Origin of the sequence: Pseudoalteromonas sp. S2755, assembly GCF_005886535.1 — a bacterium.
Lineage (GTDB): Bacteria > Pseudomonadota > Gammaproteobacteria > Enterobacterales > Alteromonadaceae > Pseudoalteromonas.
The window spans coordinates 1-15,038 of sequence record NZ_PNDS01000139.1 but is presented as its reverse complement, the minus strand read 5'-3'; the positions used below and the strand labels follow the sequence as shown (position 1 = coordinate 15,038).

At 44.4% G+C, this 15,038-nt stretch carries 11 protein-coding genes; 4 read left to right on the top strand and 7 right to left on the bottom strand.

Annotated features, from left to right (window positions below):
• Window positions 1–167: 167 nt before the first annotated feature.
• On the top strand, window positions 168–326 hold the full coding sequence (locus CWC03_RS23550; RefSeq protein ID WP_171040289.1) for a glycine zipper domain-containing protein: 159 nt from the start codon (window positions 168–170) through the stop codon (window positions 324–326).
• 55 nt (window positions 327–381) lie between these two features.
• A complete protein-coding gene (locus CWC03_RS19780) occupies window positions 382–633 on the top strand; it encodes a TIGR03643 family protein (protein ID WP_130165958.1) in 252 nt (83 codons plus the stop codon).
• 43 nt (window positions 634–676) lie between these two features.
• Here the strand turns inward: CWC03_RS19780 and CWC03_RS19775 are convergent, their stop codons facing one another.
• From CWC03_RS19775 to CWC03_RS19760, 4 genes are all read right to left on the bottom strand, one after another.
• Window positions 677–1,597 carry an acetoacetate decarboxylase family protein gene (locus CWC03_RS19775; RefSeq protein ID WP_138583338.1) on the bottom strand — a complete coding sequence of 307 codons (921 nt, stop codon included), beginning with the start codon at window positions 1,595–1,597 and terminating at the stop codon, window positions 677–679.
• Window positions 1,598–1,823: 226 nt separating this feature from the next.
• Window positions 1,824–2,369 (bottom strand): GNAT family N-acetyltransferase, encoded by a 546-nt coding sequence (locus CWC03_RS19770; protein ID WP_138583337.1) that lies wholly within the window; start codon window positions 2,367–2,369, stop codon window positions 1,824–1,826.
• A gap of 60 nt (window positions 2,370–2,429) precedes the next feature.
• Window positions 2,430–4,484, bottom strand: a complete 2,055-nt coding sequence (locus CWC03_RS19765) for a S9 family peptidase (RefSeq protein ID WP_138583336.1) — start codon at window positions 4,482–4,484, stop codon at window positions 2,430–2,432.
• A gap of 134 nt (window positions 4,485–4,618) precedes the next feature.
• Window positions 4,619–4,924 carry a hypothetical protein gene (locus tag CWC03_RS19760; protein ID WP_138583335.1) on the bottom strand — a complete coding sequence of 102 codons (306 nt, stop codon included), beginning with the start codon at window positions 4,922–4,924 and terminating at the stop codon, window positions 4,619–4,621.
• A 96-nt stretch (window positions 4,925–5,020) separates the two neighbouring features.
• Between CWC03_RS19760 and CWC03_RS19755 the strand changes: the two genes are divergently transcribed.
• Window positions 5,021–5,926 (top strand): LysR family transcriptional regulator, encoded by a 906-nt coding sequence (locus CWC03_RS19755; protein WP_138583334.1) that lies wholly within the window; start codon window positions 5,021–5,023, stop codon window positions 5,924–5,926.
• On the opposite strand, the gene CWC03_RS19750 is transcribed toward CWC03_RS19755, so the two are convergent.
• Window positions 5,909–8,509 (bottom strand): TonB-dependent receptor, encoded by a 2,601-nt coding sequence (locus CWC03_RS19750; RefSeq protein WP_138583333.1) that lies wholly within the window; start codon window positions 8,507–8,509, stop codon window positions 5,909–5,911. The genes CWC03_RS19755 and CWC03_RS19750 overlap by 18 nt on opposite strands.
• 99 nt (window positions 8,510–8,608) lie before the next feature.
• Here CWC03_RS19750 and CWC03_RS19745 point away from each other — a divergent pair, with 99 nt between their 5' ends.
• Complete coding sequence (locus CWC03_RS19745; RefSeq protein WP_138583332.1) at window positions 8,609–10,714, top strand: winged helix-turn-helix domain-containing protein; 2,106 nt, start codon at window positions 8,609–8,611, stop codon at window positions 10,712–10,714.
• Window positions 10,715–10,751: 37 nt separating this feature from the next.
• On the opposite strand, the gene CWC03_RS19740 is transcribed toward CWC03_RS19745, so the two are convergent.
• Window positions 10,752–12,080, bottom strand: a complete 1,329-nt coding sequence (locus CWC03_RS19740) for a TonB family protein (RefSeq protein ID WP_138583331.1) — start codon at window positions 12,078–12,080, stop codon at window positions 10,752–10,754.
• Between the two features lie 258 nt (window positions 12,081–12,338).
• On the bottom strand, window positions 12,339–14,915 hold the full coding sequence (locus CWC03_RS19735; protein WP_138583330.1) for a TonB-dependent receptor: 2,577 nt from the start codon (window positions 14,913–14,915) through the stop codon (window positions 12,339–12,341).
• Window positions 14,916–15,038: the final 123 nt, after the last annotated feature.

The following is a 15,038-nucleotide window of genomic DNA, read 5'->3' as shown; positions in this document are numbered from 1 at the left end:
ATACGCTCTGGCTAGACAAGGAGAAAACTAAGTTGTGCTTTAGCAACAATGAGTTGGAACATTCCTTATCCAAACCTCAGGTTAAATAGGTATTATTTTTTTAAGGTGGTTTACATAACTTCATGACTTTGCCAGATTAACTTCTGGTTTAGATGATGGAACAGTCAATGCAATGTGATAAGAAAAGTACTAATCGAAAAGTTGGTTTGGGGATTGCTGTCGGAGTTGGGATCGGTACTGCGGTGGGCGTAGCATCTGGGCAAATCATGTATGCCTTGCCTATCGGCATTGCCATAGGGATAGTGGTCGGCCGTAAGTATTTTTAATCGAACGAGCTACTCGCTACGTATCTTTGCTTTTAATCAATACAAGACAAAGCAAGTGCAATTTAGTGACTCAGAAATTTCCAGGATAATAGAAATGGCGTGGGAGGATAGAACGCCATTTGAAGCTATCGAGCGACAGTTTGAGCTTAGCGAGCCTGACGTGATCAAGTTGATGCGTTGTAGCCTAAAATCCAGTAGTTTTAAGCTATGGCGGCAACGAGTAAATGGCCGTAATACAAAGCATAGTAAACTTAGAAGCAAAGCGGTAAATCGCGGATACTGCAAAACGCAATACAAGCAAAGGTAATTAAAATGCAGAGGCCGTTAAGCCTCTGCCTATACTAATAACGTTATTTATCGTAAAGTGGTAGCGCAACGCCTTCAACGTTAGTGAATTCTAATACCGCGATAGGAGTAAACTGCGTTTTGCGTAAAAATCGCGTGGTGACACTTTTTGGTGAGTGAATCGTAAACTTACCAACGAAAGGCAAGATCCAGCCACTAGCAGAGGTCAATACGCCACTTAGTTGAGGGATCTTAGATTCATCGGGAAGGTTAAAGCTGGGCACAACGTTGTCACCGACCGAGTACAGTGGCGTGTTTGTACCAATTTTACGCTGATATTCAGCACTGAGCAAAGGCTTACCATTTTTCTTGGCCAGCTCGAGACGATGTGTGTTCTCACTAAGGGTGATGTCAACTTGAGCCAATTGTTTGGGGTAACCCCATATTTCACCAGCCTCAACCGCTTTTGTGTTGTCCAACATCAAATGAAAATTGAATGAGGCGTAGTCGTGAGGGAGTCCCATCGACTGCTTTTCAGCATTGGCTGCAGTGATAGTTGTAAATGCAGCCATTGCATAGTTTACTTGTGCTTCGAGGGAGTTCAGGTCGCTTGGACAAGGTAAATCGAGATCTGGTGCATTTCTGCGTTGAATAAAAAACGTCGCGACCGTTTCGTTGTATGCACCTGCTGGACTTTCTGTGATTTTTTGAGTGTAAAAAGCCGCAATACCTTTTCCGGAGCTTTTACCATCACATTTTGGTGTAACAACTTTCCAACCGTCATTCCACAGGAATCGTTTTGCTCGTTTTGCATTAATTAAACCGAGGACTGCACTGGTTGCTTCTCCCTTGACATGAAAAGGCACAGAGATTTCAGTGCCGTCATCCAAGTATTTTATTTCAGCGGTTGGGTATGTATTCTCGAGGTCAAGGGCGAGGGTATGGGCGCTAAAGATGAGTCCTAGCACGACTGCATTTTTTATCATTTTGCTTTCCTTAAGTAGTGAGATCAACAAAGTAGATTTTCTAATTCAAGATAAGTTGAGTGGCTGTTTCTTTTTTGGGTATGTTATGTTAACTGCGGAATGTAAAAAGTCAAAGTGCTTTAGTTGATAGAGTGTATTGATGGTTATTTTTCAAAGCGACATTAGGAATGTCGCTGATTTGTCGTGAGTAACTAACGTTAATTTAGGGAAAAGGCTATCACTTTGCTTAGTTTAAATCGCTCGCAAGTAAGCCGTAGAGTGCTGAGTCTGAAACTTCGCCAGCGATTTCCCAGCGAGCGCGTAAGTGGCCTTCTTTAGTAAATCCAAGCTTTGTGAGTACTTTGGCTGAGCCAATATTAGCGGGATCAACCTCTGCTTCAATACGCCTCAACTGTAGTGTTGAAAAAGCATAGTTAATGAGTGCAGAGGCCGCTTCTTGAATGACACCTTGCCCCCAGTGAGATTTGGCAATACCAAAGCCAATTTCGGCGCGACGTGACTCTTTATCCCAGCTAAACAGTAAACATTTACCAATTACTGTTTCATCGCTTTTTGAAACAATGGCCAGTGCGATCGCTTGTTGCGTAGTTAAATCTTCGTGTGATTGCATGATAAATTGTGTTGCATCCTCAAGGCTATCCCAAGGTGGTGTGTTCCAATAGCGCATGACGTCTGCGTCTGAAAATATGGTAAATAGCGCTTCGGCATCTTCGGTGGTTAAGGGTCTAAGTGTGAATCGCTCGGTGTCGAGTTGGATTGTAGTTAATTGCAATATCTTTTTCCTTGATAAAAAAGGGCGCAAATTCGCGCCCCCAAACGATAAGCTGCTTACTTATTTATTTGCGTCTTTAACGGCTTTTAGCTTCGCCGCGTGGTCAATTTCATAATCTGGCATGTCTTTTTTGCCTTCGATTAGGTAGTTGTCCATCCAGCGCATCAAGCGCAAGCTGTAATCGTATTGAGCCGCTGCTTTGCGGTTACCGTGACCTTCGCCTGGATAGTAAACTAGACGTACGTCTTTACCTTGCACTTTCATGTAGCGATATAGCTCCATAGATTGCGCTGGGTGTACACGAGGGTCATCTTTACCATGCATAATTAGTAATGGCGTCTTCGATTGACCAGCCCAGTAAATTGGACTGCGCTCTAGGTACCACTGCCACTTATCCCAAGGGTAAGAGCGAGCGTGCACTAAGTACATTTCGTTTGAGATATCGGTAGTACCAAACTTAGAAAGTTGGTTAGTTACCCCAACAAACATCACGCTTGCTGCGAAGTGCTCAGTGAGTTTTGTAGCCCCCCAAGCAGAGGCATAACCGCCGTAAGAGCCACCAGTAATACCAACACGTTTAGTGTCTACTAAACCTGTATTGACTAGGTATTCTTTCATATCTACTAAGTCGTCAAACTCTTTACCTGCGTAGTCGCCTTGACCAAGTTTTGAGTAATCAACGCCTTTGCCTGTCGAACCTCGGTAGTTTGGATAGAATACCGCATAGCCACGTGCCGCACCCATTTGACCTGGATCTGAATAACTTGTTAGCCAACCATTTTTATCGTGGCTTTCTGGGCCACCGTGCACTGACATGATCAGTGGGTAACGTGTACCTTCTTGATAATCAAGTGGATAAATTAATACGCCACCAATTTCAACACCATCACGGGCTTTAAAGTTAATTGCCTCTTGCTTTGCAAAACGCTTGTTATCCAACCATGGGTTAGAGTTCGATAGACGAGTTGCTTTACTCGAGCGGATCATAAACACCTCATTTGGGTGCTTAGCGGTGTTTGCACGTAGGGCAATGGTTTTGTCTGAATCAGAGATAGATAGATTCGATGCAATAAACTTACCTTCTTTGATAAGTTTCTTGTATTTGTTTGAGCCAACTTTAATTTGGCCAACAAAACTTTCAGCGCCGACGTTTGCGACAAAGGTCAGCTGGTTTTTGCGGTTTGACCACTCAAAGTCACCGATGTGACCCATAAAGTTCGGGATCCACTCTTCTACTTTGCCGCTTTGTGCATCGGCAAGGTATAAGCGACCAGTTGCGGGATCATGCTTATCTTCAGCGCCTAAAATCGCGATGTATTTACCATCGTGAGAAAACTCTGCAGTACCAAGCTTACCTTCTGTCTTGAATGACGTGGTAATTTGCTGTGTTTTCGCATCAAGTACATGCCATTGTGACTTCATATACTTGTCATCAATGAGCGCTGTTGGCTGCGTTTTTACCAGTAATTTAGAGGCATCGTCAGCCCAGTTGATTTCACTCACATAGCCTTCGATGCTCAGTGCCGCTGGAGTTAGCGGTTTTTCTGATGCTGCAAGATCAATGATATGAAGCTGTTTGTTTTTTAAACCCAGTTCATACACTTCAGCCATAAAACCAAGCTTTTTCAGCTCTTTTTCTGATTTATCGGCAGCTGGCATTGCAAGGATTGCAACCTGCTTGTCGTCAGGGCTTAGGCTATAAGCCGAGATCCCAGTTCCTTTTAGTGAAAGTACTTTCTGTGCTTCCCCACCGTTTACCGCGATGCGATAAAGGGCGCGTTGCTTGTCTTCTTTTTTCTTGGTTAGGAAATAAATGAACTGACCGTCGGCTGACCAAGAGATGCTTGAGATGCTCACTTTACCGGTGATAAATGGGCGCTCTACACCTTCGTCGTCAACCACATAAAGTTCACTGTAATTAGCACCATTTTGGTCAACGTAGAGCTCGCGCGGTACCGAGCGAGTAAAAGCAACGAGTTCGCCGTCAGGACTCACCGACGTTGAGCTTACCGATTGGATCTTTGGGATGTCTTCAATAGTGATGGTATCGCTTGCGAGGCTTGCAGCACTGGTGAAGCCCATTGCTAAAGCCAAAGCAGACTTAAGTAGTTTCATTATTTATCCTAAATTTTCATTCACTTGTTGTAACTTCAAGATGAAGTGTTTAGGCATTCTACTTGTCACCAGAATAAAAACCAATGTTTGCGATTAATTGTCGGTTAAGTCTGATAAAGCAAAACCGCTATCTTTTATAGGCCAAAAATCAGCGCGCCTGAATAATCAGCCTGAAATGGCATTAGGTGATTAAGTGCATACGAAATGTTGCCTTCGTCATCCATAATGTAGATAGAAGCACCACAGTGTTTGCAAAAACCATGCTCTTGGATGGTTTGATCTTTCGAATGCGGCACCACAAATCGTTCGAGAGATTTACAAGGGTTTTCGATAAGACCGTGGGCCTGAATAAACTGCACACCAGAGCATATTTCGTTGGCTGTTGTCGTGGTGAAAATACGATAGTGGATCTGGCCGCAGTGGCACGACGTGGTGATCATGTTGATGTCCTTTGTTTTCTTTTTAGTTAAGTTTACTTTTTATTTTTAGTTAATATATATTCATTTGGTGTAAAGACTTTTTCCTAAGAGGAAATAATGAGAAAGGAATACGATAAACTTCACTTACTTAAAATATTATGTTGTGTCGCTGAGCAACACTCCTTTAGTCGAGCTGCAGAGCAGCTCGGTACCACGACATCAGCGGTGAGTAAATCGATAGCTCAGCTAGAGTCGTCTTATGGACAAGTACTTTTAAATCGAACAACCCGTAAACTCGCATTGTCTGATGCCGGTAAGTTGGTTTATGAAAAAGGGAAAAAGATCCTTCGCGCGCTACGCGATTTGGAAGAAGAAGTCGAACAGGTTGGAGTGCATCAATCTGGTCACCTAAAAATAACCTTTCCAAATACGATAGGGCGTATGCTACTGAGCCAAATCTGTATCGATTTTCAAAAGCGCTATCCACAAATAAAGTTAGAGCTGATGTTTACCGCAGCAAATCAGGATTTAATCGAAGATGAGATTGATGTGGCTTTTAGGTTGTCTGCTGCACTCAAAGACAGTCAATTTTATGTCTTGAAATTAATCAATATAAACTCGACTTTTGTTGCCGCTCCCAGTTATTTGGCGGCACATGGGAAACCTGAGCAGTTGGACGAGCTGAGTCGGCATAACATGTTGTTATCTAGACTTAATCATGTTGAGGATAGTTGGCATGACGGAATCCGGAGTTACGCTTTGCGAGGCAATTTGATAGCGAATAGTCGCTTTCACATTCGAGAGGCGGTGTTGGCAGGATTGGGGATTGCCATGCTACCTTCTTATTTCTGCCAACGAGATATTGATTCGGGTGCTTTGGTTGAGCTGTTCCCCGAGCAAAATAGGCCCGAAGTAACTTTGCATGCCATATATAAAGTGAAACGAGAGCACTCTGCAAAACTGGACCTATTTTTAGGGTTTGTACAGGCGCAGTTATCATGCAAATCAGAATTGGTATCTTAGCCCCGCGTAGTAGCGCCGACCATTCACATATATCCCTGTTGGTGCGTACTCATTGCGATCATAGGTATAGATTTGTTCGTCGGTTAAATTAATAAACTCAAATTGCGCATCGAGGTTATCGCTTAATTTCATCGTGAGGCTGCCGTCTAATTGGCCGTAATTATCCATCATGGTCTCGCCGACACCGGTGGCAAATTGGGTTCGATAATTATAGCTAAGCCGTGCGCTAAATTGGTGGTTCTCGTAGTAAGTGGTGAAGTTAGCGCTGTGTTTTGAGGTGCCTGGCACTTTGTCCTGTAAGTCAACATCAGCATTGTCACGTTCGCCATCAACGTAGGTGTAATTGGCAATTAACCCAAACCCGTACGCAAGTGTTTGCTGGTAACTTAGTTCAACGCCACGGATGCTGCCGCCAGCGCCGTTACTGGGCCTATCGATAGACATCAAAACGCCTTCATGACGCTCAAGCTTTCGCTCAAATTCAATAAAGGACTCCACATCTTTGTTAAATAAAGCGATAGAAGCGAGTCCTGCGTCGTCGAAGTACCATTCAAGGCTGGCATCAAACTGCGCTGCTCTATATGGATCTAGGCTGGCGTTACCACCTTGTCCTTGAGCTTGAGTTACGTTGTAATTAGTTGAGGGCATAAGGTGATGAAATTGCGCTCGTGACATGACGCGCGCAACGGAAAAACGGCCAACCAGACTTTCGCTTAAGTCAAACTTGATATTGGCGCTGGGTAGAATATCGATGTAATCCCGAGATTCTTCATGCCAAACATAGCTGTCGGGTGCTTCGATGGGGGAGGCGACACGTTTAAATGCGGCAGAGTCTTGAAAGGTTTTGACCATCCGGATCCCTATGTTGGCAGCATAGGCTTCACCAGCGAGTTGCATTTGACCGTAAGCGGCGGCGGTTTTTTCTGTAATATAAAAACGACTGGCTTTTTCTATCTCTTGTTCAAAATTGAGCGTATCGAAGTCTTTGGCGAGCAGCCTAATATCGGCATAACTGTAGTTTTTTAAGGTGTTTGCACTACCTACGCCGCGCAAATAATCATCTACAAAAGTGCCCGGATAGGCGGCCAGTGTAGTGCCAAGCTCGCCGGCTAGACCATCAAGCCCTCCATCTTTGGAGCGATAGCGCAAAAAGTCCCGTTGATGGTCCTTGAGTTTAATGCCAAATTTAATCGCGTCGACCTGTTTAAAGTCGATATCGTACGCAAAATCGGCTTGCGCGAAGTATGATTTATCTTTGCCATCTTGGCTGTCATTTCGAGCTTCGGTGATAAACCAGCTCGGTGCATCTAACGGTGAAATCCCATAACTTGCGAGGATGTTCTTTCGCATTGACGTATCAACATGAAAGCGGGTGTTAGCAGAAAACTGTGACGTGATGTCTTCTGTGGTGCCACCTGAGCCGTGGCTTAGACCTACTTGAAATTGGCTCGACCAATAAATACCGTCATAGACTAAGTCTAGATGAGCACTTTTAGTGCTGATCTGCGAATCTCGCCAAATGGCTTCCATGCTGGTATTGAACGGCGCAGCTGTAGGTAAATAGTGGGCGCTCACCAAAGTACCATCTTGTACATGTAAATCGGTTACCCCGCCGCCTAGGTCAATAGACTTTGCACTTTGCCAGAGAAAGTTTTGATTGTTGTTGTCTGCGTTTAGGTGAGAATAAAGTAAGTGACTATTTAACCTAAGCCGTGGGGAAAGCTGAAACGCGGCATTGACTGTATAAGCCTGCAACTCTCTTTGCTGCTGAAAAATTGCCGAACCCCCACCTCCTGGAAACCACAACGTCTGACTTTTATCTTGTGGGGTCTGCTGGGTGGCATACCAAGTCTCACCTTCACCTTGGTATAATGTCCTATCGTGCCATCCCCACGATTCTAGGCCGTCGCGTCTGAGGCTGCGATCTCGTCGTGTTGCGGTAAAAAGCACAGCATAGTCGCCAGTTTTGCTATGGTAGTTATAAATTGCAGATAATTGTGGGTCGAGCTTATCGCTCAAGTCACTGTATTGGAACTGGGCCGTTACAACGCCATAGCCTGAAGGCGTAAGCAGAGGGTCGCGGGTTTTTATATTGATTGCACCACCTAATGACCCTTCATCCTGCATAGCTTGTGGTGTTTTGAACACCTCAAGGCTAGAGACGATTTCACTGGGTAATAAGGTAAAATTAAAGCCTCGGCTTGGCTGACTTGAGATCCACCAATCAGCGGAGGCGAGATATTGACCATTCAAATAGGTTCTATTTTGCTCGGGGGTTGTGCCTCGCACGCCGATCCGTTCACCTTCACCTTGTGCTCGAGAGAGTGAGATCCCAGTGATCCGTTGCAGCGCCTCTGCGACGTTTTTATCTGGAAACTTACCTATGTCTTCAGCACTGATCGTATCTGAAACTTGTTGATTGTGGCGTTTATTACTGAGAGACTTGACAACGCTGTCATGGAAGGCACGGATTTCGATGCGTTCTATGGTATTTTCAGCTGTCTGATTTTGCTCAACGGCATCACTTGCAGCTGTGATAAAGAATGCGCTACAAGAAACTGTTCGGATGAGAAATTCTGACATTGTGCTCAACTTATAATACGAGTAAGTTACCTTTAGTTGATACTCATAATACGCTTTTATTACGAGCCTAACCATAGTTTTACAAATTTTTAGTAGTTGATGGTTGAAAACTTAGATAAACGTTTTTTAATCAATGAGATACTTGTCGACCTAAGCAATTTATCTGTGTGTGTTGACGGTTCTTGGAGAAGCATCGAAGCGAAGCATGCGGCATTATTGCGTCTATTGATTGCTAACAAGGGACAGGTTGTTACCAGAGACGCTATCTTAGATATCGTATGGCCCGGTACTATCGTCAGTGATAACTCTGTTAGCCAGCTGGTAGTACAGCTACGTAAGCTGCTTGGTGACAGTTCAAACGAGCCAAAAATAATTAAAACGGTACCACGTCTAGGTTATCAATGTATTGCACAAATAAAAAAAGCCCCGACGCTACTTGAGCAGGTAGAGGAGCTGTCTCGCGGGCGTGGCGCGCAATTTGCGCTGCTCGGTTTTTTTATGGGTCTGGTGGTGACTTTGCTTGGCGTTTTTATTGCCAAGCAATGGCAAAGTGAATTGCAACAGCAGCCCGTCAGAGCAACTCGGATCACATCCTCACCGGGTGCTGAAGTTTTTGTGCGCTTTTCTCCAAATGGTAACTATTTAGCCTACAGCTATTTAGCTGAGGGAGCCGATCAATTTGATTTGGCGGTCTATGATCTTGAGACCAAAACAACCCATACAATAAAAAGCAGCGGTTATAGTGAAGAGTCAGCAAGTTGGTCTTTAGATGGTAACTGGCTGATTTATTCACGCTCGGACCCGGTTTCCTGTGAAGTACGGGCGTTACACGTGAAAGGTCCAATAGAAATGTGGCGACTAGCGCGCGATAGCGTGCTTGGCAGCTGTAATAGCGCACAAGACTCAGCGCCTTGGCTAGAATATCGAGCGGGCCATTTTATCACTAAGTCTTGGGATAAAGCTGGGGCCTATTTGCAATCTGTAGCGGTCACTTTTGCGGAGAATTATCCTAAAGTGCTCAACACTACGGCGTTGCCTATTCGCGATGTAACCCATTATCAAGTTAACCAACAAACGCTGTTGTATCAGGTAAAAGAGCAGGGCGTTTATCGGCTTAATCTGGGGCAACTTGGGGATTTTGAAAGTCAAACCACCACACTCTCCAAGCAGTCTTTTTCGGCATTGAGTCATGGTTATCAAGACGATACGGTTATTATCGCCAAACAAAACTTGAGTGTACTGAAAGGTCGTGAGCAGCAGTTGTTATACTCCGGATTTGGTGCGATATCTGAGATTGATGTCAATGCGAACTTGCGTGCTTCGGCGCACACTGAGGGCGTGGCTGAAATTAACTTTTATCGGCTTGCTGTAGACGCACAAGGCGAAGCGCTGCAAAAGCAGTTAACGTCGCCCGCTAGAATGGACCTACTTGCCGCTTTATCTGATGATGGCGCACATTTTGTTTATGCCTCGGTGACAGCCAAAAATAATGATGCACCACAGTTTGAGCTGTGGCATAAACATGCTTTTCGGCCAACGTCGAGTTTGCTTGGTACGATGCCGATGGGAGAAGTGCCTATTTTGCTATTGCTGTCGCCTAATAATGAATATCTCGCCGTATTATCAAAGTCGCACAAAGTGTATCTAATAAGCTCTTTTACTAAAGAGGTGAAAAAAGTAGTTGATAACTTTGCCGAAATTGCCGACTTGCATTGGTCACAGGATGGTAGAAACCTGTATTATCGAGCGAAGCTCTCGGCGGAAGCAAAATGGCAGGCGTGGCAATTTACCGTATCTCAAGGGCGCAGTGAGCAGCAACCTCTGGTAACGCACTCACCTGATTTACCTCTTACTCAAAAGAACCCTAGCTTTGTGGGGTATAAAGAACAAGTTAGGGAATACCTAATTACTGCGCTCACTGAGACATTTGATGTAGAGCAGTTACGTGGGTCTTTATCTCTTTATCAGCCAGCAGTATATCGAGACGGGGTTTACTTTGTGCTGAAAAGAGGTCATCAACTGGTGCTTTATCGCTATTTAAGTAGTGAAAACAAAGTCGAAGAAATTCAACCAATTGGATTACACCTTTACGCGGGGTTTACCGAGTTACAGGTACTAGCAAGCTTTGATGGCAGTCAGGTCATATTCAATCGGATCAACAACTATGAAAGTGACATTGTATTACTAGAGTACGGTGACCGATGAAGACAGTAATGTTACGAAGCTCAGTGTAGATAAAAAGTTAGTTAGCTAGCTTTTGCTGGAATGAGCGTATTGCTTTACTACTCCAATTTCGCTGTGATGCCGACTTCAATGCTTGTGAGGCAAGCTTTTTGGCTTCTATCTGATTATCTGTAAGCTTGGCAGACAGTAGCAGCAGTTCAGGGTGTTCGGGATCGATGGTGAGACCATGACGCAGCCAAGTTTTGGCCTGAGGTTTGTCGTTGAGACGAGTTAGATAAGTGTTTGCTAATAGAAGTGTGGAGCGCAAATGGCCATTATTCGAGGCCTCGGTAAGTACTTTTAGCGCACGTGGAGTATCTTGCTGCTCTTCGTTTGTGAGCAGTGATCTTGCTAAGCGATATTTTGCGATATCCATGGTTTGTGCTGCATGTTCTAGCCAAAGTACACTAAGTCGATGTTCACCCACATTGATAAGCTGAGTCGCTAAGCGATATTGTGCCAAGTCCAAGCCATTTTTGGCTGCGGCTAAATATAATTCATTTTCTGGTTCTTCAGATCGCCAGTGATAGCGCAGTAGCTGATACGCGTTGTAATCTTTCATACTCAACCAGTTAGCAATATAGTATTGTACTTGCGCCACACCACGCTCTGCCGCATCGATATTCTGCTTAAGCTGTTTTTCGTAGGCCTTTTTTTGAATGGCTAAGGTTTCGCGGTATTGCTCGCCTTTATACGTCGCAAAATGGTAAATCAAGGTGTGTGCTTGCTTTGGACCACTATAGCGCCACTTCTCTACCGCATTTAACAGGCTAGCGGTGAATATATGCTTGGGGTAGCTATCTACGACCTCAATATTGATTGCCTTACCGCTTTGGTCGATATCAAACTCTAACCAAACCCAGCCCTCAATTCCTTGTCGTACGGCTTCATCAGGGTAGTCAGGCAATACATCGTGAGTTTTACTCGGCGTAGAAATGATATTGGGTTGTTTGAGTCGGGCAAGCGTTGAATCAAGTAAGTAGGTATCTGCCAAACGGTTTTTTTGAAGTGTTACGAAATCCTTTAGACCACTCTGGTCATCGGACTGCTGCAAAACGAGTTGCGCAGTTTGAAAGGCTTCTGCAATGCCGAATTCTTTAGCCAATGAAAACCAAGCAAAGGCATTTGCGGCACTTTGTTCGGTTCCTTGACCGTACAAATACATCACCCCAAGATTATACATGGCGTCTGCATTACCTAATTGAGCTAGGCGATTGAATTCAGAAAATGCATGCGTGAACTCTTCATTCTGATAGGCGAGGGTAGCATCGTAAAGATCGGCTTTTGTCAGCCAGCTCATGCTTAGAAAAAATGAAAAAATAAGCCCAGAAATGAGATTGTTACGCATTTTATTGATTACTCATCCTCGGACTGCTCTTTGGGGTTGCTGTGGTCATTTTGAAAAGGCTATATAACCACAATATAAGGGAAATTTAAATAATAAAAGCTGATAGCAAACGCTATCAGCTTTTTGGAACTCCGGGCAGGGAGTTTACTAAGTCGAACCTGTGTTAGCTTGGAAGCGACTTAATTCGAGTCATGAAACTATTTCTTTACGACTAATAAGACCAGATTTAGCAGCAAAAGTTTCATTCGCTATTCGGTGTTAGAAGTTAAATCTAACCCCCGCGCTAAAGCGCCTTCCATCGGCATAGACACCTGTTAGTGCCTGCTCAACTCCCTTTTCCTGATAGCTAAATGTATGTTCATCCGTCAAGTTGATGGCCTCAAGAATAAATGCCACATTCTCATTGTAGTTATAGGTGAGGTTGGCATCTACTTGACCATAATCGTCAATGTATCCTGGCCAGTCGCGACCTGTATCATACCCTGTTCTGAAGTTGTATGAGATACGGGCACTAATGAATTCGTTTTCATAATAAGAACTCAAGTTAACGGTATGCTCAGAGTTGCCTGGGATAGTGATGTCGTTACCTTCATCATCTTTGGCTTCACCATCTACATAGGTATAGTTAGCTGCAACGCCAAAACCTTCGTATAGCTCTTGTTGATAACCCACTTCTAGGCCTTGAATGCGGCCTGCTTTCCCATTAACAGGGCGGCTGATCAGCACTTCTTTACCTTCGTGAGTTTCAAGTGCTGGTTGGCTCTCGATAAACGACTGAATGTCTTTGTAGAAAAATACCGCAGAAAACAGACCTGCGTCGCTAAAGTACCACTCGATACCGGTATCAAACTGCGTCGCTCGATATGGGTCGATGTCAGGATTACCACCAGTGCCAGTTTGTGTTTCTAGGTTGTATGAAGTTGATGCCGTCATATCGGCGTAATCTGGGCGAGACATAACTCGCGCGGCAGAAAAACGCATTAACAAATCGTCATCTAAGTCAATCGCCAAGTTAATGCTCGGAAGAATGTCGAAGTAGTCCTTTTCTTCCGTTGTCCATACCTCAGCACCGGACTCACCTGCAAACGCGGATGAGGTTTGCTTGGTATTCACAAGTCTTACACCCAAATTACCGCGTAGACCATCTGCATCCAGATTCGCTTTAATGTAGCCTGCGGTAATTTTTTCATTGATATCGAAAGTACTGGCCTTCAACACTCGGTAATTCCAACCCAGCGCATCACCTTCTTGGCGTATTTTATCTGAATCAGTAATTGCATAGCTGCGCGTTGTGCCCGATGAGCCTATGCCTGATAGGTAATCAGATGGCATGGCTTTAGAGTAGTCAGCTAGACTCCAGTTTAAGTCGGTACGATTGTTTGTTGTGTGCTTAGTATTAAAACGACTGTGATCACGGTATTTAAAGCCGACTTTTATCTGGCTGAAGATAGCAACATCAATTGGACGCTTAAAATCGGCTTGAAAGTAAGTTTCATCATCTTTCGCGTCATTGCTGTCATAGCGTAAAAAGCCTAAATTCCATTTATCACCATCGTTTGGATCGGCAGCGTAACTGGTCTTTACGTCTTCCTCTTGTGACGCATCAAAGCTGTGAATATAGTTGCCTTCCCAACCAACGGAGCGATCCGCTTGTGAACCCCCCGAACCTTCTGTGTAACCTAAGTGATATGAAGATTCCCAAAGTTGCCCTTGATGCTCAACTTTTAAGTCGTACGATTTGGTTTTGAGCTCAGAGTTACGTACTTTGGTCTCATCCAGAATGTTATTCCCATCTGGAGATAAGCCAAGTGTACCGCCGACAGCCATCTTTCCAACTACGGGGTGGTCGATAACGGTAATGTCAGTGTATTGTGAGCCGCCGTAACCGGGTAACCAGAGGAAGTTTTGGTTTTCATTATCGGCTTCAAGCGTAGAGTCTAACGCATTGAATACAATGTCCATATTTTCACTTGGACGATATTGCAAGGCGAGGTTTATACCCGTGCGCACGCGCTGCTGTGAGAACATAGCTGAGCCACCACCGCCAGGGCTGTAGACATTGTCGACGACGGTACCGTCTTCAAGTGTGATATCACGATAGGTCCAAGACCATGCTTCAATACCATCACGGCGTAAGTTACGTTCTTGGCGCACGACAGAAAGTAAGGCGCCAAAAGACTCATCATCGGTCTTAAAGTTGTACATAGCGGAAAGTTGCGGGTCGGTTTCACCTGACACTTCGCTGTGCTGTGCGATAATTGAACCTGCAATTTTATTTGCTTCTAAATCAAGTGGTTTACGTGTTCTCACAATCACGGTTCCGCCAATAGAGCCTTCGTCAATATCGGCTTCGGGTGATTTGTAAACTTCAAGCCCAGAAATGATTTCAGAGGGTAACATCGTATAGTTAAAACCACGGCTCGCCGCTGAGTTAGTCCACCAATCCGCAGAACCAACGGCTTGACCATTCAATAAGGTCCGGTTTTGGCTTTCACCTGTGCCTCGAATACTAACGCGTTCACCTTCACCAAAACTACGGGTGATTGAAACACCAGTAATTCGTTGTAGTGATTCGGCAACGTTTTGATCTGGAAATTTGCCAATGTCCTCGGCTGTTACTGCATCGACAATGGCGTCAGAGTATCTTTTTGTATTGAGTGATTGAACAACGCTACCACGGATCCCTCTAACTTGAATAACTTCAACTTCACCACCTTTAGCTGCTTTTTGATTATTGCTTTCTTCAGCGAGTGCTAGACCCGGTGCAAAAAGTACCGAGCCGAGCAAAGATTGGCTGATTAATACAGCCAGTTTTTTCTTATTATTGCGAAACATACATTCCCCTTGAGTGCATATACCAATTAGCCTTAATACTTGCTCAGTTTGAAGGAGTAAATCTGACGCTAACTGTGTTAAAAATTTCTTATTTAGAGCAACTAAATAGCAAAATTTTTGCGT

Bases quoted from the DNA above. Each gene is read 5' to 3' on its own strand.
- CWC03_RS19750 (WP_138583333.1), bottom strand. From the start codon at position 8,509: ATGTCAGAATTTCTCATCCGAACAGTTTCTTGTAGCGCATTCTTTATC.
- CWC03_RS19735 (WP_138583330.1), bottom strand. From the start codon at position 14,915: ATGTTTCGCAATAATAAGAAAAAACTGGCTGTATTAATCAGCCAATCT.
- CWC03_RS19755 (WP_138583334.1), top strand. From the start codon at position 5,021: ATGAGAAAGGAATACGATAAACTTCACTTACTTAAAATATTATGTTGT.
- CWC03_RS19775 (WP_138583338.1), bottom strand. From the start codon at position 1,597: ATGATAAAAAATGCAGTCGTGCTAGGACTCATCTTTAGCGCCCATACC.
- CWC03_RS23550 (WP_171040289.1), top strand. From the start codon at position 168: ATGCAATGTGATAAGAAAAGTACTAATCGAAAAGTTGGTTTGGGGATT.
- CWC03_RS19765 (WP_138583336.1), bottom strand. From the start codon at position 4,484: ATGAAACTACTTAAGTCTGCTTTGGCTTTAGCAATGGGCTTCACCAGT.
- CWC03_RS19760 (WP_138583335.1), bottom strand. From the start codon at position 4,924: ATGATCACCACGTCGTGCCACTGCGGCCAGATCCACTATCGTATTTTC.
- CWC03_RS19740 (WP_138583331.1), bottom strand. From the start codon at position 12,080: ATGCGTAACAATCTCATTTCTGGGCTTATTTTTTCATTTTTTCTAAGC.
- CWC03_RS19745 (WP_138583332.1), top strand. From the start codon at position 8,609: ATGGTTGAAAACTTAGATAAACGTTTTTTAATCAATGAGATACTTGTC.